At 67.5% G+C, this 24,659-nt stretch carries 29 protein-coding genes and 1 pseudogene; 9 read left to right on the forward strand and 21 right to left on the reverse strand.

Translation table 11 applies throughout. The features are described 5' to 3' along the window. The coding region (locus tag BLW38_RS14175) for a helix-turn-helix domain-containing protein (protein WP_177167526.1) at positions 1-201 on the reverse strand (201 nt) is incomplete at its 3' end. Between the two features lie 270 nt (positions 202-471). Between BLW38_RS14175 and BLW38_RS14180 the strand changes: the two genes are divergently transcribed. Then, positions 472-1,128 carry a lactate utilization protein gene (locus BLW38_RS14180; protein ID WP_092817852.1) on the forward strand — a complete coding sequence of 219 codons (657 nt, stop codon included), beginning with the start codon at positions 472-474 and terminating at the stop codon, positions 1,126-1,128. A gap of 37 nt (positions 1,129-1,165) precedes the next feature. Here the strand turns inward: BLW38_RS14180 and BLW38_RS14185 are convergent, their stop codons facing one another. Next, complete coding sequence (locus tag BLW38_RS14185) at positions 1,166-1,846, reverse strand: helix-turn-helix domain-containing protein (protein WP_092817853.1); 681 nt, start codon at positions 1,844-1,846, stop codon at positions 1,166-1,168. Positions 1,847-1,939: 93 nt separating this feature from the next. Here BLW38_RS14185 and BLW38_RS14190 point away from each other — a divergent pair, with 93 nt between their 5' ends. Continuing rightward, positions 1,940-2,584 carry a methyltransferase family protein gene (locus BLW38_RS14190; protein WP_092817854.1) on the forward strand — a complete coding sequence of 215 codons (645 nt, stop codon included), beginning with the start codon at positions 1,940-1,942 and terminating at the stop codon, positions 2,582-2,584. A gap of 8 nt (positions 2,585-2,592) precedes the next feature. On the opposite strand, the gene BLW38_RS14195 is transcribed toward BLW38_RS14190, so the two are convergent. Both BLW38_RS14195 and BLW38_RS14200 read right to left on the reverse strand, forming a co-directional pair. Next, positions 2,593-3,033, reverse strand: coding sequence for an RNA-binding protein (locus BLW38_RS14195; RefSeq protein ID WP_092817855.1), 441 nt, complete (start codon positions 3,031-3,033; stop codon positions 2,593-2,595). Positions 3,034-3,045: 12 nt separating this feature from the next. After that, entirely contained in the window at positions 3,046-3,276 is a 231-nt protein-coding gene (locus tag BLW38_RS14200; RefSeq protein WP_092817856.1) for a DUF1918 domain-containing protein, read from the reverse strand. A gap of 178 nt (positions 3,277-3,454) precedes the next feature. Here BLW38_RS14200 and BLW38_RS14205 point away from each other — a divergent pair, with 178 nt between their 5' ends. Next, positions 3,455-3,688, forward strand: a complete 234-nt coding sequence (locus BLW38_RS14205; RefSeq protein ID WP_092817857.1) for a DUF7543 family protein — start codon at positions 3,455-3,457, stop codon at positions 3,686-3,688. Between the two features lie 18 nt (positions 3,689-3,706). Here BLW38_RS14205 and BLW38_RS14210 read toward each other — a convergent pair whose 3' ends face one another. After that, positions 3,707-4,489, reverse strand: coding sequence for a CBS pair associated ParBc domain-containing protein (locus BLW38_RS14210; RefSeq protein WP_092817858.1), 783 nt, complete (start codon positions 4,487-4,489; stop codon positions 3,707-3,709). 281 nt (positions 4,490-4,770) lie between these two features. Continuing rightward, the gene (gene cysS / locus BLW38_RS14215; protein WP_092817859.1) at positions 4,771-6,285 is read right to left on the reverse strand and encodes a cysteine--tRNA ligase; all 1,515 of its coding nucleotides are present in this window, start codon (positions 6,283-6,285) and stop codon (positions 4,771-4,773) included. A gap of 322 nt (positions 6,286-6,607) precedes the next feature. Here cysS and BLW38_RS14220 point away from each other — a divergent pair, with 322 nt between their 5' ends. Next, complete coding sequence (locus tag BLW38_RS14220; protein WP_092817873.1) at positions 6,608-7,723, forward strand: MFS transporter; 1,116 nt, start codon at positions 6,608-6,610, stop codon at positions 7,721-7,723. Between the two features lie 81 nt (positions 7,724-7,804). Here BLW38_RS14220 and BLW38_RS14225 read toward each other — a convergent pair whose 3' ends face one another. The 3 genes from BLW38_RS14225 to BLW38_RS14235 form a co-directional block, all read right to left on the reverse strand. After that, the gene (locus BLW38_RS14225; protein ID WP_092817860.1) at positions 7,805-8,101 is read right to left on the reverse strand and encodes a DUF6360 family protein; all 297 of its coding nucleotides are present in this window, start codon (positions 8,099-8,101) and stop codon (positions 7,805-7,807) included. A gap of 8 nt (positions 8,102-8,109) precedes the next feature. After that, the gene (locus BLW38_RS14230) at positions 8,110-9,906 is read right to left on the reverse strand and encodes a nitrite/sulfite reductase (RefSeq protein WP_092817861.1); all 1,797 of its coding nucleotides are present in this window, start codon (positions 9,904-9,906) and stop codon (positions 8,110-8,112) included. 76 nt (positions 9,907-9,982) lie between these two features. Continuing rightward, entirely contained in the window at positions 9,983-10,309 is a 327-nt protein-coding gene (locus BLW38_RS14235; protein WP_092817862.1) for a hypothetical protein, read from the reverse strand. A gap of 324 nt (positions 10,310-10,633) precedes the next feature. On the opposite strand from BLW38_RS14235, the gene BLW38_RS14240 reads away from it, so the two are divergent. Together BLW38_RS14240 and BLW38_RS14245 are read left to right on the forward strand one after the other, a co-directional pair. Beyond that, positions 10,634-10,870, forward strand: coding sequence for a hypothetical protein (locus BLW38_RS14240; protein ID WP_143040906.1), 237 nt, complete (start codon positions 10,634-10,636; stop codon positions 10,868-10,870). Between the two features lie 108 nt (positions 10,871-10,978). Beyond that, the gene (locus BLW38_RS14245) at positions 10,979-12,091 is read left to right on the forward strand and encodes an AI-2E family transporter (protein WP_092817874.1); all 1,113 of its coding nucleotides are present in this window, start codon (positions 10,979-10,981) and stop codon (positions 12,089-12,091) included. Between the two features lie 27 nt (positions 12,092-12,118). On the opposite strand, the gene BLW38_RS14250 is transcribed toward BLW38_RS14245, so the two are convergent. Continuing rightward, positions 12,119-13,279: an MFS transporter gene (locus tag BLW38_RS14250; protein ID WP_092817875.1), complete on the reverse strand. Its 1,161-nt coding sequence runs from the start codon at positions 13,277-13,279 to the stop codon at positions 12,119-12,121. Positions 13,280-13,497: 218 nt separating this feature from the next. Between BLW38_RS14250 and BLW38_RS14255 the strand changes: the two genes are divergently transcribed. Further along, complete coding sequence (locus BLW38_RS14255) at positions 13,498-13,893, forward strand: cyclophilin-like family protein (protein WP_092817864.1); 396 nt, start codon at positions 13,498-13,500, stop codon at positions 13,891-13,893. Positions 13,894-13,911: 18 nt separating this feature from the next. Here the strand turns inward: BLW38_RS14255 and BLW38_RS14260 are convergent, their stop codons facing one another. After that, positions 13,912-15,423, reverse strand: coding sequence for an amidase (locus BLW38_RS14260; protein WP_092817865.1), 1,512 nt, complete (start codon positions 15,421-15,423; stop codon positions 13,912-13,914). A 100-nt stretch (positions 15,424-15,523) separates the two neighbouring features. Continuing rightward, positions 15,524-15,658, reverse strand: coding sequence for a DUF7128 family protein (locus tag BLW38_RS16700; protein WP_281241175.1), 135 nt, complete (start codon positions 15,656-15,658; stop codon positions 15,524-15,526). A 132-nt stretch (positions 15,659-15,790) separates the two neighbouring features. On the opposite strand from BLW38_RS16700, the gene BLW38_RS14265 reads away from it, so the two are divergent. Then, positions 15,791-16,660 (forward strand): universal stress protein, encoded by an 870-nt coding sequence (locus tag BLW38_RS14265; RefSeq protein WP_092817876.1) that lies wholly within the window; start codon positions 15,791-15,793, stop codon positions 16,658-16,660. Between the two features lie 134 nt (positions 16,661-16,794). On the opposite strand, the gene BLW38_RS14270 is transcribed toward BLW38_RS14265, so the two are convergent. The 9 genes and pseudogenes from BLW38_RS14270 to BLW38_RS16875 form a co-directional block, all read right to left on the reverse strand. Further along, positions 16,795-17,877, reverse strand: coding sequence for a mandelate racemase/muconate lactonizing enzyme family protein (locus BLW38_RS14270; protein WP_092817866.1), 1,083 nt, complete (start codon positions 17,875-17,877; stop codon positions 16,795-16,797). A gap of 29 nt (positions 17,878-17,906) precedes the next feature. After that, positions 17,907-18,845 carry a 1,4-dihydroxy-2-naphthoate polyprenyltransferase gene (locus BLW38_RS14275; protein WP_092817867.1) on the reverse strand — a complete coding sequence of 313 codons (939 nt, stop codon included), beginning with the start codon at positions 18,843-18,845 and terminating at the stop codon, positions 17,907-17,909. A gap of 53 nt (positions 18,846-18,898) precedes the next feature. Further along, complete coding sequence (locus BLW38_RS14280; RefSeq protein WP_092817868.1) at positions 18,899-19,810, reverse strand: 1,4-dihydroxy-2-naphthoyl-CoA synthase; 912 nt, start codon at positions 19,808-19,810, stop codon at positions 18,899-18,901. 78 nt (positions 19,811-19,888) lie between these two features. Then, positions 19,889-20,047 (reverse strand): hypothetical protein, encoded by a 159-nt coding sequence (locus BLW38_RS16370; protein WP_177167527.1) that lies wholly within the window; start codon positions 20,045-20,047, stop codon positions 19,889-19,891. A 123-nt stretch (positions 20,048-20,170) separates the two neighbouring features. After that, complete coding sequence (locus BLW38_RS14285) at positions 20,171-21,199, reverse strand: phosphate signaling complex PhoU family protein (RefSeq protein ID WP_092817869.1); 1,029 nt, start codon at positions 21,197-21,199, stop codon at positions 20,171-20,173. 162 nt (positions 21,200-21,361) lie between these two features. Continuing rightward, positions 21,362-22,534 (reverse strand): ATP-NAD kinase family protein, encoded by a 1,173-nt coding sequence (locus BLW38_RS14290; RefSeq protein ID WP_092817870.1) that lies wholly within the window; start codon positions 22,532-22,534, stop codon positions 21,362-21,364. Positions 22,535-22,576: 42 nt separating this feature from the next. Beyond that, positions 22,577-23,005, reverse strand: coding sequence for a hypothetical protein (locus BLW38_RS14295; protein ID WP_092817871.1), 429 nt, complete (start codon positions 23,003-23,005; stop codon positions 22,577-22,579). 81 nt (positions 23,006-23,086) lie between these two features. Then, complete coding sequence (locus BLW38_RS14300; protein ID WP_092817872.1) at positions 23,087-23,788, reverse strand: metallophosphoesterase family protein; 702 nt, start codon at positions 23,786-23,788, stop codon at positions 23,087-23,089. A 75-nt stretch (positions 23,789-23,863) separates the two neighbouring features. After that, positions 23,864-24,120 (reverse strand): annotated as a pseudogene (locus BLW38_RS16875) (winged helix-turn-helix transcriptional regulator). Between the two features lie 347 nt (positions 24,121-24,467). Between BLW38_RS16875 and BLW38_RS14310 the strand changes: the two are divergent. After that, positions 24,468-24,659: helix-turn-helix domain-containing protein (locus BLW38_RS14310; RefSeq protein ID WP_177167528.1), on the forward strand; the 192-nt coding region annotated here is incomplete at its 3' end.

Raw genomic sequence — 24,659 nt, forward strand, 5'->3', positions numbered from 1 at the left:
CTCCGAGAAGATTGAAAATTCGTCTTTCCAGTCGGGCAGTCTGTAGTGGTGTTTGTACGCAGAGCCGATGTCGTCAGCATCGACGTTTTCGTACTCGTACAGGGTGTAGTTGTACGCTTGGCGATGAATGTCGATGTGATGTTCCAGTTCAGCCGCTCCCTTTTGTGTCGGGTAGGCAGGGTAGCGGTGACTGTACTCCATCGCAGTCTCTCGGTTAGGGATGTTTCGGCTTAATGGTTTGTACTGTCGTGCGGCGATTCATCCCCTCCCTACTCGCTCACTGCGTTCGCTCGTTGAGGAAGGGGCATTCTCGCCTCAATTCTGGCGATTCATCCCCTCCCTACTCGCTCACTGCGTTCGCTCGTTGAGGAAGGGGCATTCTCGCCTCAATTCTGGTAACACCGGTGTCACCGGCTGATCCCGGCGTCCGCGCGTGGTTAAGTGGGTGGGGACGCTACGTGACACCACCCGATGTCACAGACCAAAGCCGACTACATCGACGACGCCCAGATCGACGCATCGCTCGACACCCACCCCGACGAGGAGACCGTTTCCGAGGCGGTCTCGAACCTGGAGGCGAACGGGTTCGACGTCGTCGTGGTTGACTCCGCCGACGAGGGGATCGAGACGATTCAGGACCGGATTCCCGCCGGCGCGTCGGTGATGAACGGCCACTCGACGACGCTCGAGGAGATCGGCTTCATGGAGTACCTCTCCGCGGGTGACCACCAGTGGGAGAGTCTGCCCGAGGAGATCCGGAGCATCGACGACGACGCCGCCCGACAGACGGCCCGTCGGGAGGCGCAGACGGCCGATTACTTCCTCGGCGGCATCAACGCCGTCGCCGCCAGCGGCGAGCTGGTTGCGGCCGACCAGTCCGGCAGCCGCATCGGCGCGTACCCCTTCGCCGCCGGAAACGTGCTCATCGTCAGCGGCGTCAATAAGATCGTGCCGACGCTCGAGGACGCGCTCGACCGGCTCGAGTCGGTCGCGTACCCGCTCGAGAACGAGCGCGCGAACGAGGCCTACGGCGTCGACTCCGCGATCGCCAAGCAGCTGATCTTCCGACGGGAGATGGCTGAGGGGCGAACCACCGTCGTGCTGGTGCGAGAGTCGCTGGGCTACTGATCGTCGCCCCCGGCGGCGGTGTCGTCCGTGATCGAAGCTACCGATCGACGAGCTGACCCATCACGGTCGCTTCGGCCTTTCTGAGGTGTTCCGCGGCCGTCCCGGTCGAGACGCCGAGCTCCTCCGCCACGTCCGCCACCGTCCCGGCCCGTGGCGACTCGTAGTAACCGTGTTCGACCGCGGCCGCGACGGCCGTGCGTTGTCGCTCCGTGAGCCGTCCCGTCGTGGGACCTTCGGTTGACGTCGCTGCGGGGTCAGCGTAGCGCTCGTAGGGACCGACCGATCGGACGGTCGCACGCATTCCCTCGGGCAGGTCCTCGACGGCGGCGGCCACGTCCGTCGCGGTTCCCACGATCGTGAGATCGGTCGTGCCGTCGGAGTTGAATCGGACCGGTGGAACGACGACCAGCGTTCCCCGTGCAAACGCGGCGATGTAGTCCTCGTCGGTCGCGGTCGCCTCGTCGCGGACACAGCAGTGGAACACGCCGTTCCGTGCCGGGGTGATCGCGTAGTCGATCGTCGATTTGCGGGCTCCGAGCCTCGCCCTGAATGGGTCGGGATCGCCGACGACCCGGAAGACGAAGGCGTTCGTTCCGTCGAGCAGCGCGTTCCAGTATCGGAGTTCGGCACGCTCGATCCGGTCGTGATCCATCTCGAAGGTGTGCATCGGGTGGCGCGTTCCCGGATCGTGGTGGATCCGAACGCGGGCGTATCGCATGTTCGATCCCGCGTCCCCGATCTATATATAAATAGTCGCCGCAGCTGTGAGGCAGTACTCTCGCCCGTCGGGCGCGTCAGGATCCGATCGTGCATGACGCTACTGGACCTCGGATCGACGCCGACCGTACTCGTGTTCGGGGCCGGCCTCGTGTCGGCCCTGGGCGTCTACGTGATCGTGCTCGCGTCGTTGCTAACCGATCGGGAGTGGTGGCCGCCGGGCGACCGCACACCGGCGTACTACTGCCACTGGACGCTCGTCGCGGTCTTCGATGTGTCGTTCGTCGCCACCGCCGTCCTCGAGTGGGGGACATGGGGACTGTCCCGCCTCGTGGCGGTCACGGGCGGCGTGCTCGCGCTCTGTGGGACCGCCATCTTCGTGTGGGGCGCTCGAACGATGCGCTCGGCGGAGACGATGGGTGTCACCGGCGATCTCTATACGGACGGCCCGTACGGGTACACGCGAAACCCGCAGTACGTCGGGATGATCGTCGGCGTGACGGGATTCGCCGTCGTCGCGGACGCGAGGCTTGTTGCGGTGCTCGCCGCGGTACACGTCGGGTGGGTGCTCCTCCTGCCGCGGGCGGAGGAACCGCATCTGCGTGCCGCCTTCGGCGAGGCGTACGACCGCTACGTCGATCGCGTTCCGCGGTTCCTCGGCGTCCGAACGGTCCGCCGCATAACGGAAGACGGCGAGAATGAGAGTGCACCGGGAGAGACGACGGTCAACGGACGGTGACGGAGCGCTCAGACGCCGTCATCGCGGTGCCGTTCGAGCAGCTCGCGGGCGTTCTCGACGGCCGCCTCCCGTTTCGCCGGATAGGCCTCGACCTTTCCACGGAGGGTGATCCCGTCGCCGAGCCGGACGTCGTCGCGGAACGCCGCCTGTTTGTCCAGCCGGAGGAACAGCGAGCAGTTCTCGTCGACGCGCTCGCCGAGTTCGTCGATCACCCGGTCGATGGCCTCGAGGTCCGCGAGGCGATCGAGCACGTGCCGCATCTCGTCGGCCGTTTCGACCCGGGCGGACAGCACCACGATCCGGTCGCCGTGATGGCCGACGTTCTCGACGCGGTCGATCGCCGCGTCCTCGGGGAGAAACGTCTCGAGCGCCGCCGTGACGCGCTTCTCGTCCTCGGTGGCGTAACAGAACGTTCGAAGCTCGACGTAATGAAGCGGGACCCGGGCCATCGTGGCGTCGCGTTACTCCTCGTCGGCGTTTTCGGCGGCGTCGGCGTCGTCCTCGGGAGCCTCCTCGTCGGCCGCCTCGAGCGCGTCCGCCGGAACGCCGGTCTCCTGGCCGTCCTCGAAGCTCACGGTGTAGGTGGCGTCGCCGAACATCGTGTCCATCTTCTGGGTGATCGTGCCGGCCTCGCCGTCGTATTCGCTGTGTTTGTCCGACAGCACGACGGTGTCGTCCTTCTCGAAACTCATACGACCACGTTAAAAGGGCGCGCCTAAAAGGACGTGGATCCGTCGTCGGTCGGTTCGTTAGTGTCGGCATCGCCGCCGGACGCCGTCGATCGGCGGCGGTCGACGAGCGACGTCCGCGTCGACCCACGCCGCGACCGTGACCGCGTCCTTTTAGCTCGTCCCGCGCCGTCGGTGAGGTATGAGTTGGCGCGTTCGCCGCGACCGGGACGGCATCACCGAGTGGGAACGATCGGACGGCCTCGCCTCGATCCGCAAACGCGACCGCGGCGACGGCGAGGGCTACGTCGTCCGCGTCGATCGGCTCGAACAGGCGCCGGAGGGACGGACGTATCGGCGCGAGTCGGTCGCCGACGAGGCGGCTGCGGACGAACTGGTCGACGACTGGCGCGAGGCGTTCGACCGACCGAGCTGAAACGGCGTCGTTCGACCGCTACTGTAGCCGCTCGGTCGTCTCGACGAGGGGATGGCGGGCGTAATCGACGACCTCGATGTCGGACAGCGAGTCGAGCCCCTCCTCGCTGGCGGTCTCGGCCATCCCGAGTTCGACCGGTTCGTCGAGAACGACCACGTAGGCGTCCATCTCCGTCATGCCGATCGACTCGGCGGCCATCACACGGTGGTGGCCGTCGGCGAGGTAGAGCTCCCCATCGTTGTCGATGACCACGAGCGGCTCGGCGAGCCCGTTCTCGAGCTCGTACTCCCGCCCTTCGAGCTCGTCCGCGTACACCCGCACCTGCGTCGGCGTGAGTCGGTCGAGCTGGACGGTTCGTCGCTCCTCCTCGACGCCGACGCCGTGGATCTGTTCGAGCGTCCGCATCAGCTTCCCGACCTTCTGGGGCGTGGCCCGCTCGATCTGCGACCGAACGACGTCCGTGTTCGAGATGATGCCCACGAGATTGCCGGCGTCGTCGACGACCGGCAGCTTCTGGATCCCCGACCGGAGGATCACGCGGGCGACATCGGTGATCTTCATATCGGGGTGAGAGACCACCAGGTTCTCGGTCATCACGGTGAATATCTGGGCCTCCTCATCGGCCAACAGGAGGTCCCGAGCCGAGACGAACCCCTGCACCGTTCGCCCCTCGGTGACCGGAAAGCCGTTGTGTCCGTCGGAATCAATGATCCGTTGTGCGACCTCCGCGACCGTGTCGTCGGGCGCGACGGTCTTGACGTCGCGCGTCATGTACTCGCCGACGGTGGGCTTACCGCTCATCGTCGGCCGTATGCGCGGCGAGTTTAAAAGGCTACGCCGACGCGACCGGGATGGAACCGTCCCGTGTCGATCGAATGGGGATATTTGTGGGATCGGGATCCACGAACGGAATATGGTCGAGGTCCCGTCCGCGATCCTCAAAGCCGGCGAACTCACGTTCGATTTCGTCGATCCGATATCCGATGGACTCACGTCCTCGACGGCGACGGAAGGAGCTGTTGCGGAGGCGGACCAGGGGGATTCCGGCCGCCGCGCCCCGCGCCCGTTCCCGACTCCCGACGTCACTCGAACCGATAGGTCGGTCCCTCGGGACCGTCCTCCACGACGACGCCGACGTCCTCGAGCGCGTCGCGCAGTTCATCCGCCCGCTCGTACTCGCCCGCCTCGCGGGCCGCCTCGCGGAGGTCGAGGACGAGGTCCACGAGGTCGTCCGCCAGCGTGACCTCGCCGTCCCCGACACCGGGACCGGCGGCGTCGAACCGGAGCCCCAGAACGTCCTCACCCAACTCCTCGAACGTTTCGACGGCTCGCCGGAGGCCGCGGTAGTCGTATTCGGGGCCGCCAGCTGACGTCTCCGTCGCCGCGTCGTCAAGATGGCGGTTGACAGCGTCGGTGAGCGCCAACAGCGCGGCGGTCGCCTCCCGGACGTTGAGGTCGTCGTTCATCGCGGCCGCGAAGTCGTCCCGTGCCGTCTCGACTGCGGATCGGAGGGACTCATCGGCCGCCTTCGTGTGGGCGTCGACGGAGTCGACGGCATCGACCGCCCGGTCGTAGGTGCGCGAGAGGCGGTCCCATCGCTCCTCGGCCTCGGCGATCGTCTCGTCGGTGAGCGCCTGCTCGGACCGATAGGCCGCTCCGGCGTAGAACGTCCGGAGGACGTTGACGCCGAGCTCCTCGAGGGCGTCGGGCACGGTCCAGAAGTTGCCGATCGAGGAGGACATCTTCTCGCCCTCCATCGAGAGCAACCCGGCGTGAAGCCAGTAGCGGGCGAACGTCTCGCCGGTGGCCGCCTCCGACTGGGCGATCTCGTTCTCGTGATGGGGGAAGACGAGGTCCCGACCGCCCATATGGACGTCCAGGGTGTCGCCGAGGTGGGTCATCGACATCGCGGAACACTCGACGTGCCAGCCCGGACGCCCCTCGCCCCAGGGAGAGTCCCAGGTTTCCCCGTCCGGAAGGGCGACGTCGTGGTCGTGTTTCCGGTGTTCCTCGACGGCGGCCTCGCTCACGCCGCCGGCCTTCCAGAGGGCGAAGTCGGCCGGGTGCCGCTTCTCGGAGCGCTCGTCGGGCTCGCCCTGTGCCTCGAGTTCGGCGACCTCCTGGTTCGAGAGCGCGCCGTAGTTCTCGAAGGCGGTGACGTCGAAGTAGACCGAGCCGTTCGACTCGTAGGCGTATCCCGCCTCGACGATCGACTCGACGAGGTCGATGATCTCGGGGATATGCCCGGAGACGCGGGGATACACCTCGGCACGACGCAGGTTGAGCCCGCGCATCGCCTCGAAGATCTCGGCGGTGAACGTCTCGGCGACGTCGGGCTCGGCGTGCCAGTCCTCGCGTTCGCCGACTCTGGCGGTGATCTTCTCGTTGACGTCGGTGACGTTCTCGACGTGGCGGACGTCGTATCCGAGGTGATCGAGCCACCGGTGGAGGACGTCCGCGTGGACCCACAGCCGAGCGTGGCCGAGGTGCGGGTCGTCCGAGACGGTCAACCCGCAGACGTACAGCGATACCTCGTCGCCGTCGGCCGTGAACGCCACGCGCTCGTCCCGCAGGGTATCCGTCACGGAGAGGGTCATCACGCCGTGGTTTCGGTGGCGAGCCTTTGAACGCGTCGATCGGCGCAGTTTCGTGTCCGGACGACCCAGACCAGAGGTGTCGCCGCCGAGGTCACGATCGCGACCCGTGACGAACCGGAACCGACCGCCCCGACCACAACGCTTTCGCGGGCGCTCACAGTAACCGGATACCGTGACCGAACCGAGTACGGACGGACCACCCGGGGGAGCCACCGAGGCGATCGATCCGAGCGACGGCCAGGTCACTGACGGCCAGGCCCCTGACGGCCCGGCCCCCGACGGCCGCCGAAGCTGGATCGTGGCGATCGCCGGCGCGATCGGGATGGTGTTCACCTTCGGAACGGCCTTCTCCTACGGCGTCTTCCGGGCCCCCGTCAGCGCGACGTTCGGGGTCGACCCGGTCGCGCTCTCGACGGTCTTCTCCGCGATGCTGTTCACGTTCTTCATCGGGTCCGGGATCGTGGGCATCTTCGCGGCCCGGTTGCCGGCTCGGGGTGTCCTCCTGGCGTGTTCGGTCGTGACCGGGCTGCTCGCGCCCTCGCTGTACGTCGTCGACTCCCTGGCGGGACTGCTCGTGGTGTTCGCGACGATGGGACTGGCCGGGGGAACGACGTTCGTCCTCGTGGCGTCGATCGTCCCGCGCTGGTTCCGACGGCATCGCGGCGCCGCCACGGGGCTCGTCTTCGTCGGGAACGGCGTCGGCTTGACCGTCCTGCCGCCGGCGTGGGAGTACGCCTTCTCGACCGTCGGCGTTCGTGAGGGGTTTCTCTGGCTGATGGGCGTGACCGCGGTCGCGTTCGCGTGTACGGGCGCGGTCTGCCGACGACCGGAGTGGGCCGAGACCTCGGGGTCCTCCCTCGGGGAACTCGTCGTGTGGCTCCGTGGTCTCGTCGGGACGCGGACGTTTCAGCTGCTCGTGGTCGGGATCGGACTCTCGTTCGCGTGGTATCAGCTGTTCGCCGCCTACGCGATCGACCTGTTCACCGCCCGCGGACTGGCCGGCGGGACGGCGTCTGCGGCCTTCGGGCTCGTCGGTGGCGTCAGCATCGCCTCCCGGATCGGCGGCGGGTACGTCGCGGACCGCATCGGGTCCAGGCTGGCCTTCATCGGGTCGTTGAGCTGTGTGATCGTCGGCCTCGGAGCGCTGCTCGTCCCGTCGAGTTCCACGCTCGCCCTCGGTATCTTCCTGGTCGGTCTCGGGTCCGGCGGCGGCGCAACGCTGTACGTGCCGCTGTTGATGGAGGTGTACTCCCCCGAGCGGGACACGGCGATCATCGGGGTGTTCAACCTCTCGCCCGGGGTCAGCGCGATCGCGATGCCGCCGCTCGGTGCCGCCACGATCGCGTACACGGACGGGTACACGACCGCCATCGTCGTGACGATCGCGATCACCGTCCTCGGCGTCGGATTGACCGCGTTCGCGACCACGCCCGACTGATCGGGGGAGGACGACGGCAGAGGGGGTGGGACGGCAGAGAGAATGAGTCGGCAGAGGGAGTGGGAAGGGGACCGTGACCGGTCACGACTTCGGCTCGTCGACGCGATCGGCGGCGTCGGTCAGTTCGCCGGCGAGATGGCGGGCCTGGTCCGCGGACAGCGTCACCCGGTCGACGTGGGCAGAGAGCTCGGTCAGATCGGTGTTGTCGAGCTCCAGTTCGACCGTGACGTGGTCGGGGGTCTCGTTCTCCGGTGGGGTCGTCGGCGTCGTCACGTCGAGCACTGCCTCGGCGTCCTCCGCGAAGTCGTGGCCGGCCGCGGTCGCCTCGAGCAGGGGGAAGGTCGTGGATGCGGTGATCCGGATGAGTCGGTCGGGCATCGACGGGATCAGTCCTCGCTCGGGATGGGCGTTCCGTCCGCCCGAGCCGGTGCCGGGCTGGTGTCCATCCCGTCGTCGTCGGCGTAGGGATACCACGTCATCTTCGTGTTGTGCATGTACGGGTCCTCGTAGCTCGTCTCCGCGGGTTCGATGAGCTCCTCGAGGTCCCCCTCGGCGTCAAGCCGTTCGATGAACGCCCGGAACCCCTCGCCGTCCGCGCGGCGGTCGCGGAACCGGTCGATCAACGTCGCGATCGCCCCGGGAACCTCGTCTGCGGGGACGCGCTGGCCGACCCACTCCGCGAACCGTGGATCCTCACCGAGCCCACCGCCGAGACCGATGTCGAGCGCCTCGACGGGCTCGCCGTCCTTTCGGGTCTTCATCCCGCGGAGGCTGACGTCGGCGATCTGCGGCTGGGCACACGAGGCGGTACACCCCGACAGATGGACGTGGAACTCGTCGACGTCGTCCGGGAGATCGACGTGTTCCTTCAGCCAGCGTGCGTACCGGACCTGTCGGTTCTTGGTCTCGACGATGGAGAGCGAACAGAACTCCGTCCCCGTGCAGGCGATGGAGCCGCGCATGAACGGGTCGGGAGCCGGCGAGTAGTCCGCGAGCAACGGCTCCGCGAGGAACGCGTCGAGGCGGTCCTCCGGGACGTCGGTCACAAGCACGTTCTGTCGCTGGGTGAGCCGAACCTCGCCGGACCCGTACTCGTCGGCCAGGTCGGCGAGTTCGTGGACGTCGTCGACGCCCATCCGCCCGACGAGCACGTTCAACCCGACGTAGTAGTTCCCGTCGGCCTGTTCGTGAACGCCGACGTGGTCGTTGTGGCCGCCGTCGGGGAGATCCGCGGCGGCTGCCCCGCCGGTCCGGCCGGCGTTGTACGTGTACTCCTCGCGGAGGTCCTCGCCGGCGGGTTCGAGCTCGAACTCGACGAACTCCTCCTGCAGGACGCGTCGAACCTTCTCAGCCCCCCATTCGTCGACGAGGAACTTGCTTCGGGCGGAGTACCGGTCCTCCCGATCGCCGTACTCGCGGAACAGCGCAGAGAGACCGCCGGCGACCGCCTCGACCGCATCGGGCTCGACGAACACGTCGATGTCGCGCGCGAACCGCGGCTCGTTGCGGGCGAGCCCGCCGCCGACGCGAACGTTGAAGCCCCGCCGTCCGTCCTTCTCGGCGGGTTCGAACGCGAGGTCGTTGATGTCGCCCTGTCCGCAGCCCTCCCGGCAGCCCGTCACGCTCACCTTCCACTTCCGGGGGAGGTTGGCGTGATCGTCGTCCCCCTTGAACGTCTCGTGGAGGTCCATCGCGACCGGGAGCGCGTCGACGAACTCGTGACGGTCCTTTCCGGCGATGGGACAGCCCACGATGTTCCGCCAGGAGTCGCCACAGGCCTGCTGGGTCGACAGCCCGTTGGCCTCCAGCGTCTCGAAGATCTCCGGGACGTCCTCGAGCCGGATCCAGTGGAGCTGGATCGACTGCCGCGTCGTCCAGTCGCAGTAGGCAGCCCCGAATTCCGGGTTCTCCGCGGGTCCCCGGGCGTACTCGTCGGCGATCTCGGCGACGACGCGGAGTTGCCCCGGCTCAAGCACGCCGTTTGGCGTCCCGATCCGCATCATAAAGTAGCTCTCCTGGCCGCTTCGCTGGTGGTACAGCCCCCACCATTTGAACCGCTCGAACCAGGCGTCGCGTTCGTCCTCGGGGATCGACTCCCAGCCCTGCTCGGCGAACTCGAGGAGGTGCTCGCGTATCTCGTTGCCGTACGTTTCCGATTTCCACCGTTCGACGTCGGTTGGCATCTCGTTCCCGTCTGGGGGCGAGAGGGTCCTAAACCGTCCTTCGGCGTCAATCCTCCCCGGAGCAACCGGATACCGGTCAGCGTTTCCGATCGCTGGGTCGCGTCGTTTCGACCGGCCGCCGAACCGCATCCCGGTCGATCGGCTCGTAGCACCCATCGACGATGCGGCCGACCGGGATCGGTGTCGTCGACGTCGAGCAGCCACAGCGGATACACCGCCCGTACGTTCCCGCGGCGACGGTCCGCCCGTCCACCGCGACATCGGTGATCCCCTCGACGACGAACTCGGCGAGCGGGCAGTCACAGACGCCCCGCACGCGCCAGAGCTCGCTGACGCCGGTTCGTCGTTCGTCCGCGACGGAGACCCATGCGCCGTCATCGAGCGTCCGCAGCGAGATCGCCATACCGGTCGTTCGAGCACCGGCCGGAAACGGTCACCGCCACCCGTCACCCTTCCCCCGATCTCCGACGCCGGCCACGGAGCGGACCAACCCGTATCGGCACCTAGGGCACCGTTTCGGGCAGAATACGTTCCGACGAGGGGGAGCCGGGGTAGCCGCAAGACGCTCCGGGATCACCGACTCCCGGTAGCGATTGTCCGGGCGCGGTCGCTTATGGGGGCAGGAGACCTGTCGGGTAACGATGACACCGACGACGCCGATCGAACACACCTCCGCCGACGTCGCCCCCGAACTGTTCGACCCACCGAGACGGGAGGAGTCGACGGAATGAGCGAGCAGCACCACGAGGACGCCGAACACCTCGAGGACGTTCCCGCCGGCGCCGGGTGCACGGAGATATGGGAGACGCTAAGTGAACGCCGCGCGGACGGCGAGGGACGAGGAGACGAACCGGACGAGACCGGCAAACCTGACGAGACGACCGGCGAACCTGATGAGACCGGGACCGAACCTGGTGAGGCGGCCGGCGACCCGGACGGCTCCCGAAACGACCCGGACGGGTAGCCGCTCCCACCGGGTTCGATCGGTCGATCGGCAGCCGGTCAGCCCGATGATCGCCAACGCCGATCGGCGTGCTGACAATTTATATACCATCCCGTGGAAGCCCGGACCATGGACGAGAAACGGTTCGTCGTCGCCCTCTTCGGACTGGTGATCGCCCTCATCACCGGTTACATCGCCTATCGGTTCGTCGCCGCCCTCACGGTTGCCGTCTTCATCTACTACTCCACACGACGGTTCTATCGCGGGCTCGCCCGGTTCCGGCTGCCGAAACGCGTTCGCGCCGCGTCAGCCCTCTCGATGGTCGGGATCCCGCTGTTGTTACTCATCAGTTACACCGTCGTCCTGTTGGTCGTGGAGGCCCAACAGTTCGTCCAACAGTACGCCGTGATGGAGGCCGCCGCGGAAAACGTCGCATGGCTCGATACCGGGGACACCCCGCCGGAGTTGACCTTCGAGGGGATCGTCGAGCTGTACCGATCGGGCGGGTTCGATCCCCTCATCGAGTTCGGGCTCGATCACGCCGGCTTCCTGACGTCGATGCTCTCGAGTTTCGTGCTCAACCTGCTCATCGTGGTCGTCGTCACCTACTACCTCCTCATCGATGGCGGGAAGGTCCACGAGTGGCTGCTGGCGTTCGACGACGACGCGATCGTCCGAGAGTACCTCGAAGCCGCCGACGACGAGCTGGAGTCGGTACTGTTCGGCAACCTGCTCAACGTCATCGCGATCTCGCTCATCGCGGTCACGACGTATATGGGGTACAACGTCTTCGTGCCGCCGGCCGCGCAGGTCCCGTATCCCGCACTCGCGGGGGCGCTCACCGGCGTCGCGAGCCTGATCCCGGTCGTCGGGATGAAGATCGTCTACCTCCCGATCGCGGCGGTGATGGTCACCCCGTCCGTGCTCGCCGGCGACGTGGGTCCGGTTCCGTACGTCGTCGGATTCCTCGCACTCACCGTCGTCGTCGTCGACACGATCCCCGACATCCTGCTTCGACCCTACTTCAGCGGCAAGACGACCCACGTCGGCCTGTTGATGCTCGCGTACATCTTCGGCCCCGTCGTCCTCGGGTTCCACGGGCTCTTCCTCGCGCCGATCATCCTCGTGTTGGCGCTCACCTTCGCGTACACCGCACTCCCACGACTGCTGGGCGCCGATCCCGACGCCGACATCGAGGACCCGGCGCTGGATCCGGATCAGCGGCACCTCGGGGAGTTCTGAGGGGACGGGAACGGTCCGCGGTCCGCCTCATCGCCCGTGGTCGATCACGACGATCAGCAACGCGAGTCCGAACAGTCCAGCCAGGATCCACACCGCGATCGCCCACCCGAACAGGTCGGCTGCCAATCCGACACCCACGGATCCGGCTGCCCCGACCACCGTGTAAGTCGTCCGCACCAGCCCGAACCCGGCGCCGCGCTCGGCGTCGCCGAGCGCGTCCATGAACCGCGAATCGATCGCGGAGAAGAAGCTCGATCCGAACCCCGCAAGGAGGACGCCCCCTGCGACGCCGACAGCGCCGGGGCCGGCGACGAACGAGATCGTCCCGAGGCAGCCGGCCCCCATCGCGAGCGCGATCGCGGCGTCACGACTGAGGCGGTCCGACAGCCGGCCGATCACCACCTGTGCGCCCGTCCGCACCAGAAAGAACGCCGAAAAGACGACGCCGGCGGTCGCGGTCGTGTACTCGCGGAACTCGACGAGGAACGTCGGCAGAAACGACATCAGGCCCTGGACCACGTACGTGCCGGCCATCGCGACCAGCAGCGGCGCCAGCAACTCCGGCCGCGTCACCAACTCGACCAGGGGACCGACCCGAAAGCGTTCGCGCATTCGCTGGTCGGGACGACGCGGCTCGGTCGGTCGGACCCGCCAGGCGAACGCGAGCAACACTGGCACGCCGACGATCGCCGAAACCGCGATCGCGGGGCGCCACCCGTATCTGACGCCGATCCACGCCGCGATGGTCGGCGCAACCAGCCCGGCCAACGGCCCACCCGCGGTGTGAATCCCGACCGCCGTGCCGACGTCGGAGAAGGTACGCGACAGCAGCGTCGTCGCGACCGCGTAGTGAAGACCCGCGAGGAGCCCAAGCAGGACCGCCGCAAGCACGAACACCGGAAACACGGGGGCAAACGCCAACAGAACGCTCATCACGGTCGTCCCGCCCACCGCCAGAAGGATCACCCGGCGTTCCCCGAACCGGTCCGCAAGGATCCCGCTCGGGAACTGTGACAGCCCGTATGCCAGCCACATCCCCGACAGCGCGACGCCGATGACGGTGTTCGATACCGCCAGGTCGGCAACGATGAGCGGAACGACGGGGCTGATCGCCAGCCGCGCGAAGTAGGTCACGAAGAAGGCGCCCATACACAGCACCAACACCGTGTGCCGATACCGCCAGTTCACACCAACCCACCGTCCCGTCGGGGGATCGACAGCTCGTGGACGCCGCGGACGTGCCGTGATCTCCCCGTCCGGTCTCCCACTGAGTGCCGGTTCGACGGCCACCGACATTGCGGCTTCGATCGCCGTGTGTCACACACCGAGCCCGACGAAGGGCGAAGAACGGCCGCATCGGCCAACCGGCCCAAAGGCGTTTCTTGACGCGGTTCCGATCGGCACCGATGAGCGATCTCACCGTTCACGTCGACGACGAGACGCTGCCTGCCGAGTGGGCCGACGCGAACCCCGAAACGCGGGCCACGATCGCCGACACGCTGCCGATCAACGGGGACGCGGCGCGCTGGGGCGACGAACTGTACGTCGGGACCGACGTCGACGCACCGGTCGCCGAGACGCGCACGGTCGTGAAGCCCGGAACGATCGCCTACTGGCCGTCCGGCCCGGCGATCTGTCTGTTCTGGGGCCCGACGCCGGCGAGCACGGACGACCGGCCGCGTGCCGCCTCGCCCGTGGCCGTGATCGGTCGAGTGGTCGACGTCGACCCGCTTCAGTCGATCGACGGACCCGCGCGGTTGGCGCTCTCGGCCCCGGCGACGGACCGCAAGGACGTCGCCTGACGGGATCGGTCCTCGGTCTCACTCACCGTGCTGCTCGAGGAGGCGGCCGGCCCGGAGAACCGTCGCGTCGTCGTACTGTTCCCCCACGAGCATCAGCCCGACGGGCAGGCCGTCGTTCGTGCCCGCGGGGACCGAGATGGCGGGATGACCGGTGACGTCGAACGGGGCGGTGTTCGGCAGCATATTCACCGCGCGGTCGAGGATCTGGAGCCGGCTGGGATCGGCGATGCGCTCGTGGGCGGTCTGGGGCGTCGTCGGCATCGCGAGGACGTCCACGTCCGCGAGCGCCTCGTCGTAGGCCGCCGCCAGATCCAGCGAGAGGTTCTGTGCCTTCGCGTAGTAGTGGCTGTGGTACTCCTCGGACAGGTACTCGCCGAGCGTGGCGACCAGCTTGATCGTCGGCGGATAGTCGTCGGCGTTCTCCCGGCGGGCCTCGGCGAAGGCCGCCATCAGGTCGGTATCGTAGTAGCCGTTTCCGAAGTGACCGATCCCTTCGCCGCGTATCGTCGCCGTCGTGCCTTCGTTGGCGATTCCGTTCCAGATCGGCAGCCCGTCAAGGTGCATCGGGATCGAGACCTCGGTGACGGTCGCGCCGGCATCCGACAGTTCGTCGATGGCGGCCTCGACAGTCTCGTCGACGCCCGGCTCGCTCTCCTCGTGGCCGAACCCCTCCTCGAGCACGCCGATCGTGAGGTCGTCCGGATCCGGATCCGACACGACCGCGTCCGTGTATGGCTGCGTCGGAACGGCCCCTTGTCGGGGGTCGATCGGGTCCTTTCCGGCGATCGCCTCGAGGACGCGCGCGCAGTCGCGGACGCTTCGAGCGAGTGGCCCGGTGTGGTCGAACGAGCGGCCGAGCCCGAGGATCCCGGTGTACGGGACGAGCCCGTGGGTGGGCTTGTGACCGACGACGCCACACCAGGCGGCCGGAATGCGGATGGACCCGGCCTGATCGCCGCCGATCGAGACGTCGACGGTCCCATCGGCGACCGCAGCGGCGGAGCCGCTTGAGGAACCGCCGGCCAGGTGATCCCGGTCGTGGGGGTTCAGCACATGGCCGTACGCGGACATCTCGCCGCTGCCGGAGAACGCGAGGTTCTCCATGTTCAGCTTGTCGGTGATCCGGGCGCCGGCGTCGAGCAGTCGGGTGACGATCGTCGCATCGATCTCCGGGACGTAGCCGGGTACCACGTCCGAGCCGAACGTCATCTCGACGCCGGCCAGCGAGACGTTGTCCTTCAACCCGACGTCGTACCCTTCCAGGATTCCCGAATCCGCCCCCTCGACGGTACACGTCCGAATGACCGCGTTCAGTGGATCCTCTTCGGCGGTCGGCTCGAATCCGGATTCCCGGTCGGGATACTGAACCGGTGGATCCGAGGCGGAGAGTTCATCGAGCCGTTCGTAGGCCCCGAGCAGCTCGGGAATGACGGCCGACAGCTCCTCGATCTCCTCCGCGGAGAGGTCCATATGGTGGGCGGCTGCGTAGCGTTCGATCTCGTCTGTGGTTGGTGGACGAAGGTCGCTCACGGTTCGGATATCGGTACGTCAGCAGACGACATATAGCTTGCCGGAGCCGCGGACACCGAGCCGCCGCGTTGTGGCGATCGAATCGGGAACCAAGATCCACTCACTGCAAGTACGTCGGCTCCTCGCCCTCACAGGACCGTTCGTGCTGGGTCGCGTCCTCGCGATCGTCGAAGAGCATTCCGCACACCTCACACGCGAACCACGTCGCGCCGTCCCGTTCGGTAGTCGTGACCATACCACGTGGTTCGTGGGCGAGCGTCTTTTAGGTTGCCCCGGGAACCGATGGGAGCGTCACCGAGACGTGCGGGTCGAACCTACCCGAGGAAACACCTTACCGTTCCCCCCGTGTATGGGTCCGTATCGAAACATGTACGACGACGTTTTGGTCCCAGTCGACGACAGCGAACCCGCAAGCGCGGTCCTCGATCACGTTGCGGACCTCGCGAGCTGGGCGGACGCGACGATCCACCTCCTGTTCGTCGCGGACACGGGACGTCACAGCGTGACCGTCGTCGAGAACGACGTCGTTGACGGACTCGTGCGGAAGGGGCACACGGTCGTCGAGGACGTCCGCGAGCGGCTGCAAGCGCCCGGCGTCGAGTTCGAGACGGACGTCGTCCAGGGGACTCCGTCGTCAACGATCGTCGAATACGCCGATCGGTACGGACACGATCTGATCGTGATGTCGACCCACGGACGAACCGGAGTGACACGATACCTCCGGGGAAGCGTCAGCGAGGCGGTCGTCCGCCACGCTTCGGTCCCCGTCCTCACCGTAAGGACACAGCCCGACGAACGGCTACGGTTCCCCTACGACGACGTCCTCATCCCCACGGACGGCAGCGCCGGCGCGACCCGGGCGGCACGCCACGGAGTGGCGCTCGCCGAATCCCTCGACGCGACGGTCCACGTTCTCTCCATCCTCGAGGAGGAATGGCTCGATCGTGACGGCGAATCGACGACTGAGCCGGGCGAGGGCCAGGGGGAGACAGCGACCGACGCCGTGGAGGCGGTCATCGCGGCGGCGGAACCACGCGGCGTCACGACCACGCAATACGTCGACTGCGGAGACCCGGCGGACGTCATCCGCGATCGTATCGATGCCGTCGACGCCGACGTCGTCGTGATGGGAACGACCGGACGGCGCGGGACCGACCGCGTCCTGCTCGGTAGCGTCGCCGAGCGGACGGTCCGGGACGTGCCCGTGCCCGTCCTCACGCTCGGCGAGACGGAGTGACTCGGTGACGATCTGACCCGGTGACCACCTGACTCGGTGACCATCTGACTCGATGACCATCTGACTCGGTGACGATCGGCGAGGTCGATGCGTGAGGTCCATACGCGATCGTCGACGAGCACGCCGATTTCGAGTCACTCGACCGTGCGGTCGTCGACCGCGCGGTCGTCGAACACGTAGTCGTCGAACGCGTCGCCGGCGATCCCCGGTCCCTCAGGAACGTCGATCGTCCCACGCTCGACCGGCGCCGGATCGGGCGCGAGGTCCTCGCGGAGAAGCGACCCAGTCGCCAGTCCGCAGGGACGGACGTCGGGGATCGCCGCGGCCGCGTGAACCGCGGCGGTGCGGGCGATCACGCCGTCGATCGTCGTCGTGACGATCGGCTCCACGTCGGCGGCTCGGGCCTTCCGGGCCGCATCGACCGTCCGGTCCACGCCGCCCAGCACCATCGGCTTGCAGATCACGACGTCCGCAGCCCCGGCCTCGAGGACGCGATCGATCCCGAACTCACGGACGGACTCATCGAGCGCCACGTCGACCGGGAGCTCATCGCGGAGCGCGACGTGGCCGTTCAGGTCGTTCGCCGGAAGGGGCTGTTCGACGTAGATCACGCCGATGTCGGCCATCGCGTCGAGCGCCCGTCGTGCGGTCGTGCGGTCCCAGGCGCCGTTGGCGTCCACGCGGATCTCGACGGCGGGACCGACCTCGCGCCGGACGGCGCGGACCCGGTCGAGGTCTTCGGCAAGCGGTCGCGACCCGGCCTTCAGTTTCAGCGCCTGGGTCCCGTCATCGACCGCCCGACGGGCCGCCCGGGCGGCCGACGCAGCCGATCCCTCGCCCACGGTGGCGTTGACCGGGACGCTCGCCGCCGGACCGGGCGTCGAGAATCCGACCGATTCCGCGAGGTGGTCGGTAAGTCGTCGGTCGTCGGCCCGGGCGGCTGCGTCCGCCCGCGCCAGCGTGATCCCGTGGCGCGCGGCAGGCGTCTCGACGCCGGCGGGACCCGATCCGGACTCGCGCGCGGTCGCCAGCGCGTCCGCACACGCCGACGGGGATTCCGTCCAGTCGGGAAGGGGAGTCGCCTCGCCGACGCCGCGAGCGGGAACGTCGTCGACGTCGGGATCGAGGCCGACGAGCCAGCCCTCCCGCTCGAGGATCTCGGCGCTGGCCGTCCGCAGCGGGCTGTCGAGTTCGAGGGTGACGGGGGTCACACGCATTCGCTTTTCCTCCTCATACTTCGTTCTCCTCACACCGCCAGCCCGAGCCCGAACAGGGCGGCGTAGGCGGCGAGCCACTTGCCGGTCCGTTCGAGGGCGGGATTGAGCGCCTCGCCGGACGTCTCGGTTCGGATCGTGGTGACGATCGAGGCGGCACGCGGGAGAGTGGCGAGCGGGGCGAGGACAGCGATCCCGTATCCCGACGCCCCGACCGCGAACCAGACGGGCACGACGTACGCCAGTGCGGTCAGCGCCAGGAACTGGGCCCGCGCGAACCGGTAGCCGAACCGGACCACAAGCGTCCGCTTGCCGGTTCGGACGTCCTCATCGCGGTCACGGACGTTGTTCACCACGAGGACGTTCGTCGCGATGGCCGCGATCGGGAGGCTCGCGATCAGGGCGTCGACCGACAGCCCGGCTGAGACGAGGTCGGTCGGGAACGCAGACGCGACGACCGCCGCGGCCTGGACGTAGTAGGTGCCGGTCACGGCGACCACGCCGAAGAAGACGAAGACGAAGAGGTCGCCGAGCCCGTGATACCCCAGCGGATACGGACCGCCCGTGTAGGCGATCCCGGCGGCGATCGACGCGAGCCCCACCAGGAGGATCGCGACGCCGCCGACGGAGACGAGGTAGACGCCGACGAGAACCGCCGCCGCGAACGTGACCCACATCGCCCGCTTGACCGCGGGCGGCTCGATGATCCCCGACGCGGTCACTCGGGTGAACCCCTCCCGATCCGGGGTGTCAGCGCCCTTTTTCGCGTCGTAGTAGTCGTTCGCGAAGTTCGTCCCGATCTGGATCAGCGCGGCGCCGACGAACGCGGCCAGCGCCGGCAGCGGCGCGAAGACGCCGTCCTGCAGGGCGAGGCCGACGCCGACGAGCACCGGCGCAGCCGCCACCGGCAGCGTCTGTGGTCGCGCGGCGAGGACCCACGCCTTCGCCCGCGAGACCTCCGTGGAACTCATTGTCGGACGTTGGCTGGCGGCCGTCCTGAAGGTTGCCATCCGCAACCGTCTCCTCAGTAGTGCCAGGGATACTCCCGAAACTCGGGCTCGCGTCCCTCGAGGAACGCGTCGCGGCCCTCCTGGGCCTCAGCGGTCCGGTACGCGAGCCGGGTCGCCTCCCCGGCGAAAACCTGCTGCCCGACGAGTCCGTCGTCGGCCATGTTGAACGCGTACTTCAACATCCGCATCGCCGTCGGGCTCTTTCGGGTCATCTCGTCGGCCCACTCCAACGCGACTGTCTCGAGCTCCTCGTGGGGGACGACCTCGTTGACCATTCCCATCTCCTCGGCCTCCGCAGCCGAGTAGGTTTTCCCGCGGAAGAAGACCTCACGCGCCTTTTTCTGGCCGATCTGCTTGGCGAGGTATGCCGACCCGAAGCCGCCGTCGAAGGAGGCGACGTCGGGATCGGTCTGGAGGAACTTCGCCTCCGACTCGCTGGCGAGCGTGAGGTCACAGACCACGTGCAGGGAGTGACCGCCGCCGACGGCCCACCCCGGAACGACGGCGACGACCGGCTTGGGCATGAAGCGGATGAGCCGCTGCACCTCGAGGATGTGGAGCCGCCCGGCCTTCGCCTCCCGAACGAGTTCGTCTTCCTCCTCGCTCGCCTCGTCGTCGTCGCGGTACTCGTAGCCGGACCCGCCCCGAACCGACTGGTCGCCGCCCGCACAGAAGGCCCAGCCGCCGTCCTTCGGGGACGGCCCGTTTCCGGTCAGGAGGACGCATCCGACATCCGCCTGTTTGCGCGCGTGATCGAGGGCTGCGTACAGCTCGTCGACCGTTCCTGGCCGGAACGCGTTCCTGACGGCTGGGCGGTCGAAGGCGATCCGAACCGCGGGGACGTCGACGCCGCGGTGGTAGGTGATGTCCTCGAACTCGTCTGTCACCGGCTCCCAGGCGTCCGGATCGAAGATCGGCGAAACCATACGGTCGATCGGCGCGGCACCGTATAAAAAGCGACGAGTCGCACGGCGGGAGCACCGCCACCGCCATCGGTTCGTGGCCTACTCCTCGTCGGCAGCCGTCTCACGGAGCGTTTCGACGTGGTCGCGAACCACCGACAGCGTCGCGTCGGCGTCGACGTACCCCTGGTCGTACTCCGAAAGCGCCGTGTCGGTCGCCTCGAGGAACTGCTCGACGGCCTCCGGGAGGTCCTCGCTCATACCGGCGGTTCGTCTTCACGCCGTATAAGTCCCCGTCGTTCGGCCGCCCCGAGCCGGCCGGACAGTTTGCCGGTCGGCCGGCTCCGTCGGGCGGGCGTCAGCGTCACGGGGGGTCGATCCCCGTCACTCGATGTCGACGTGTTCGGACTCCTCGTTGAGCGCGAGGTTGGCGGCGATCTCGGCGTTCCGCATCGCGTACTCGGCGGTGTGTTGGAGGCTGACCAGTACCTCACGAACCCGGAGCAGCTCTTCGTTGTCCATCTCCGAGAGATCGTTGAGGATCTCCGACTCGCGGTCGCCGATGTCCCGGAACAGGCGCCGACAGTCGACGGTGAGGTCGTAATCGCGCTCGACGAGCGAACGGACCGCCATCGCGGTGAGCTCGTCGACCTGGTCAGTGAACTCCCGAATCCGTCGCATCGTCGACTGCTCGACGGCGAGCGACTCGCCGTCCGTCTCCAGGGCGATCTCCGCGATGTCCTCGGCGTTGTCGGCGGTGAGCTCCAGGTTCTTCGCCACCGACCGGTAGCCGATGAGCGGGAACCCCGAATCGAGCCCGACGGCCTGGGTCAACGCCGGGTTCTGGTAGGAGGTGAAGATCAGCCGCAACAGCAACACGAAGATCTTGTTCGCCTGCCGCTCCCGGTTGAGCGCGCGCTGGGCGAGGTCGATGTTGCCGTGTGCAAGCGCCTTGACGGCTTCACCGCGCATCGTCGACCCGGTGTTCTCGAGGCGTTCGAGCAGATTGTTCAGGGTGAAGTCCTCGGGGTCGACCGAACAGCGGATCGCGATGCTCTCGGGCGTCTCCTCGATGACGCCGAGCCCCATCAGCTGCGTCTCCGCGCGGTAGACCGCGTTGATGTGGTCGCTGCCGAGCGGGCCGTCGCTTTCGACGTGGATGACCCGCCGGCCGAGCACGTACTGTGCCACGATCGCCCGCTCGACGGCGTCGGAGTCGAGGTTATCCGCGTAGATGGTCGCCTCCGACTCCTCGGTGTTGGCGGATTCGGGGAGCACCGTTAACGTTCCCGTTCCACCCATCCGGATGGAGACCTCATCGCCCTTGTCGACGTCGTGTTCGCTCGCCCATTCGGCCGGAAGCGTCATCGCCAGCGTCGAGGGGCCGAGCCGCTGAACCTTCCGCGTTTCCATACCGTTCGATATCGCGTCAGCGACCTTAACCCTATCCCTATGACAATTATACACGCCTCGAAAAATACAAGGGATAATTCGAGATCCGGAACGCGACGTCGATGCGCAGATCGTGGATCACACGATCTCACCTCACACGATCTCACCTCACACGATCTCACCTCACACGATCTCGATCATCCGCGTCTCGAAGGCGCCGATCCGGACCCGGGTCCAGCCCCGAAGCTCCGCGTCCAGCTCCGGATCGTCGGTGTCGACCCGGAGGACCGACAGCTCGTCGAGCTTGCTCCGTGAGGCCACGATCGAGACGTCACAGCGCCGGATCACCGCCGGCGACAGCTGTGGGTTTCCGCGCCCGAAGACGAACCCCTGGCCGCCGATCGGCGAGACGACGATGACGTTCTCCTCGCCGAGCGCTTCGAGGATCTCGGATTCGGTCGCGTCACGGACGAGCACCTCGCCGTCGCGCCACACGTCGACGCCGATCGGCGAGGGATCGAAGCCGAGTTCGGCCTTGATCGCGCCGACGGTCGATCCCGGCCCGAGGACGTAGGTCACGCCGGGATCGACGTCGCGGGCGATCCCCTCCGCGAGCGCCTCGACGGTGCCGCCGCCGAGCTGTTTGGACGACTGGAGCGCGTCGGCGACGGGGACGGACGCAACCGCCCGCAGCTCCGGGGAGACCTCACCCTCGCGGTAGTCGTCCTCGTCGATGTCCATCACCTCCCGGCGCTCGGTGCGGTCGAATGTGACCGCGACGTCGGCGGCGTCCTCGGGCGAGACCGCGAACACCGACGAGTAGACCTTGACGCCGGCCGGCACGCCGAGCATCGGGATCCCGGTCCCCTCGAGGGCGGTCGCAACGTCGGCGGCCGTCCCGTCACCGCCGACGAAGAGGACGAGGTCGACGCCGGCTTCCTGGAGGGCCTCGACCGCGGCAGTCGTGTCGTCGTCGCTCGTCAAGGCCTGCGCGTACCGGGTATCGTCCTCCGTGGTTCCATCGTTCGGCGCTCCATCGTTCGGCGCTCCATCGTCCGACGGCCCACCATCCAGCGTACCATCGTTCGCGGCCGGCGGGTCCCCGGCCGGCTCGTAGACCACCTCGGGATCGAGCCCCGCAACCCGGACGAGCGACTCCCCCATCGGGTCCCCGGCGGTCGAGACGCGGATCGACGCGTCGTGTTCGACGAGTCGCGTCAGCATCCGGCGGGCACGGTCGGGCGACCGCGGGCTCGCGCCGCGCTCGCGCGCCTCGGCGACCTTGCCGTCGGTTCCCTTCAGCCCGACGCGACCGCCCATCCCCGCGATCGGGTTCACCACGACGCCGATGTGCATACCGGAGGGAAGCCGTCCCGCGCCTAAAGGTCCGGGATCCGGTCAGCGGCGGGCGCCGAGCGCCAGCCCCGCAACGGTGACCACCGCGATCCGGACCCCGGCGGCGACGCTCGTTCCCACGACCGTCGCGCCCGTCACGATCCACGGTTGGGACAGCTCGATCAGCGCGAGGAGGCCGACGGCAACGAGCAGGTGTGCGAGGGCGGCCGCGCTTCCGGCCGCCAGTATGCGGTCCGTTCGGAGCGCCGGTTCGTCCGGAGCTCCCCGCGCGACCAGATACGCGGTGGCCAGGACGAGGCCGTACACCGCGAGGAACGCGACCGCACGACCACCGACGGTAGCCGCGGATATCGTTACGGGGGAGGGGACCGATCCCGACAGTTCGATCAGGAGGATCGACAGTCGGCGCGCCACGGCGACCACGATCGCGGCGACCGCGGCGACGATCGGGAGGAGGGCGGGAGTCGTCACGGTCGGATTCGACTCGGGAACGGGCCTAAGCGTTTCGGGTCGATCCTGCCCCTTGCACGCCCGGAGTCCGAGCTCCGGCGGTCACTCCCCCTTTCGGAGTCGTTCCCCGGTCCGATCGGGGAGGCCGACGTCGGCGATCCGGTCGACGACGCGATCGACGTCGTACGCGACGCGATGGAGGTCGACGGTCGGCGGGTTCAGATCGGACCGGCCGGTCCCGGGATCCGACTGGTCGAGCTCAAGGACCGCGTAGGCGGCTCGCGGATCGCCGTCTCGGGGCTGGCCGACGCTGCCAGGATTGACGATGCGGCGCCCGTCGACGACGTCGGCGTGTTGGACGTGTGTATGTCCGAGAACGAGTCCGCGGTGTTCCGTCAGATACCGACCCAGGGACGGGAACTCCGACGGATAGACGTACTTGTCTCGGATGGTGGGATGATCGTGCACCACGAGCAGGTCGCCGTCGGCGATCGTCACCGACCGCGGGCGGTCGGCGAGCCACTCGCGCTGTGCGTCCGTCAACTCCCGTTTGGCGTGTTCGAGGCCGGCTTCGGCCATCCGGTTGGCCGCGTACTCGTGGGGCCGATCGACGGTGCGGTCGTGGTTGCCGATCACGATCGCGTCCGCGATCTCGCGAACCCGCTCCAGGCACTCGGCGGGCCAGGGGTTGTACCCGACGACGTCGCCGGCGCAGACGACACGATCGACCGCGGGCATATCCGACCAGACGGCCTCCAACGCCGGGAGGTTGGCGTGGACATCGGCGATCAATCCGACGCGCATACCGTCGGATTATGTGGGATCGGAGTTAAACGGGCGGGTGAGATGATGGGTGGGGCGTGTCGGCGAAACTCGCTCTCACAGGAAGTCCTCGCCCCAGTCGTCGAGCGACTCGAACACGGGACAGAGGGCGCCACCCTTCTCGGTCAGCGAGTAATAGCTCGCGACCGGCGATTCGAACTCCTTGCGGTTCTCGATGAACCCGCCCGCAACCAGTCCTCGAGCACGCGCGAGAGCGTGTAGGAGCTCGCGCCGGTCGATCGTTTGAGTTCGTTGAACCGTTTTTCACCGTCCTGGAGGTCGTTGAGGACGATGAGCTTCCATTTCGATCCCATCTCCTCGACGGCGGCGACGACGGTACAGACGTCCGCGTTCCGTCCTTCGACGTCGTCGGGATCGGATTCGTCCCCGGAGCCGTGGTCGGATTCGGCGTCGTCGTGGTCGGACTCGTGGTCAGCATCGACCGATGGTGGTTGGGTCGCCATTACCAGAATTGAGGCGAGAATGCCCCTTCCTCAACGAGCGAACGCAGTGAGCGAGTAGGGAGGGGATGAATCGCCAGAATTGAGGCGAGAATGCCCCTTCCTCAACGAGCGAACGCAGTGAGCGAGTAGGGAGGGGATGAATCGCCGCACGACAGTACAAACCATTAACCCGAAACATCCCTAACCGAGAGACCGCGATGGAGTACAGTCACCGCTACCCTGCATACCCGACACAAAAGGGAGCGGCTGAACTGGAACATCACATCGACATTCATCGCCAAGCGTACAACTACACCCTGTACGAGTACGAAAACGTCGATGCTGACGACATCGGCTCTGCGTACAAACACCACTACAGACTGCCCGACTGGAAAGACGAATTTTCAATC

It is taken from the genome of Halopenitus malekzadehii (genome assembly GCF_900108505.1).
In the GTDB taxonomy this organism is placed as follows: Archaea; Halobacteriota; Halobacteria; order Halobacteriales; family Haloferacaceae; genus Halopenitus; species Halopenitus malekzadehii.

Coding starts and splice junctions, on each gene's coding strand:
- BLW38_RS14180 (WP_092817852.1), top strand. CDS start 472: ATGTCACAGACCAAAGCCGACTACATCGACGACGCCCAGATCGACGCA.
- BLW38_RS14185 (WP_092817853.1), bottom strand. CDS start 1,846: ATGCGATACGCCCGCGTTCGGATCCACCACGATCCGGGAACGCGCCAC.
- BLW38_RS14190 (WP_092817854.1), top strand. CDS start 1,940: ATGACGCTACTGGACCTCGGATCGACGCCGACCGTACTCGTGTTCGGG.
- BLW38_RS14195 (WP_092817855.1), bottom strand. CDS start 3,033: ATGGCCCGGGTCCCGCTTCATTACGTCGAGCTTCGAACGTTCTGTTAC.
- BLW38_RS14200 (WP_092817856.1), bottom strand. CDS start 3,276: ATGAGTTTCGAGAAGGACGACACCGTCGTGCTGTCGGACAAACACAGC.
- BLW38_RS14205 (WP_092817857.1), top strand. CDS start 3,455: ATGAGTTGGCGCGTTCGCCGCGACCGGGACGGCATCACCGAGTGGGAA.
- BLW38_RS14210 (WP_092817858.1), bottom strand. CDS start 4,489: ATGAGCGGTAAGCCCACCGTCGGCGAGTACATGACGCGCGACGTCAAG.
- cysS (WP_092817859.1), bottom strand. CDS start 6,285: ATGACCCTCTCCGTGACGGATACCCTGCGGGACGAGCGCGTGGCGTTC.
- BLW38_RS14220 (WP_092817873.1), top strand. CDS start 6,608: ATGGTGTTCACCTTCGGAACGGCCTTCTCCTACGGCGTCTTCCGGGCC.
- BLW38_RS14225 (WP_092817860.1), bottom strand. CDS start 8,101: ATGCCCGACCGACTCATCCGGATCACCGCATCCACGACCTTCCCCCTG.
- BLW38_RS14230 (WP_092817861.1), bottom strand. CDS start 9,906: ATGCCAACCGACGTCGAACGGTGGAAATCGGAAACGTACGGCAACGAG.
- BLW38_RS14235 (WP_092817862.1), bottom strand. CDS start 10,309: ATGGCGATCTCGCTGCGGACGCTCGATGACGGCGCATGGGTCTCCGTC.
- BLW38_RS14240 (WP_143040906.1), top strand. CDS start 10,634: ATGAGCGAGCAGCACCACGAGGACGCCGAACACCTCGAGGACGTTCCC.
- BLW38_RS14245 (WP_092817874.1), top strand. CDS start 10,979: ATGGACGAGAAACGGTTCGTCGTCGCCCTCTTCGGACTGGTGATCGCC.
- BLW38_RS14255 (WP_092817864.1), top strand. CDS start 13,498: ATGAGCGATCTCACCGTTCACGTCGACGACGAGACGCTGCCTGCCGAG.
- BLW38_RS16700 (WP_281241175.1), bottom strand. CDS start 15,658: ATGGTCACGACTACCGAACGGGACGGCGCGACGTGGTTCGCGTGTGAG.
- BLW38_RS14265 (WP_092817876.1), top strand. CDS start 15,791: ATGTACGACGACGTTTTGGTCCCAGTCGACGACAGCGAACCCGCAAGC.
- BLW38_RS14270 (WP_092817866.1), bottom strand. CDS start 17,877: ATGCGTGTGACCCCCGTCACCCTCGAACTCGACAGCCCGCTGCGGACG.
- BLW38_RS14275 (WP_092817867.1), bottom strand. CDS start 18,845: ATGAGTTCCACGGAGGTCTCGCGGGCGAAGGCGTGGGTCCTCGCCGCG.
- BLW38_RS14280 (WP_092817868.1), bottom strand. CDS start 19,810: ATGGTTTCGCCGATCTTCGATCCGGACGCCTGGGAGCCGGTGACAGAC.
- BLW38_RS16370 (WP_177167527.1), bottom strand. CDS start 20,047: ATGAGCGAGGACCTCCCGGAGGCCGTCGAGCAGTTCCTCGAGGCGACC.
- BLW38_RS14285 (WP_092817869.1), bottom strand. CDS start 21,199: ATGGAAACGCGGAAGGTTCAGCGGCTCGGCCCCTCGACGCTGGCGATG.
- BLW38_RS14290 (WP_092817870.1), bottom strand. CDS start 22,534: ATGCACATCGGCGTCGTGGTGAACCCGATCGCGGGGATGGGCGGTCGC.
- BLW38_RS14300 (WP_092817872.1), bottom strand. CDS start 23,788: ATGCGCGTCGGATTGATCGCCGATGTCCACGCCAACCTCCCGGCGTTG.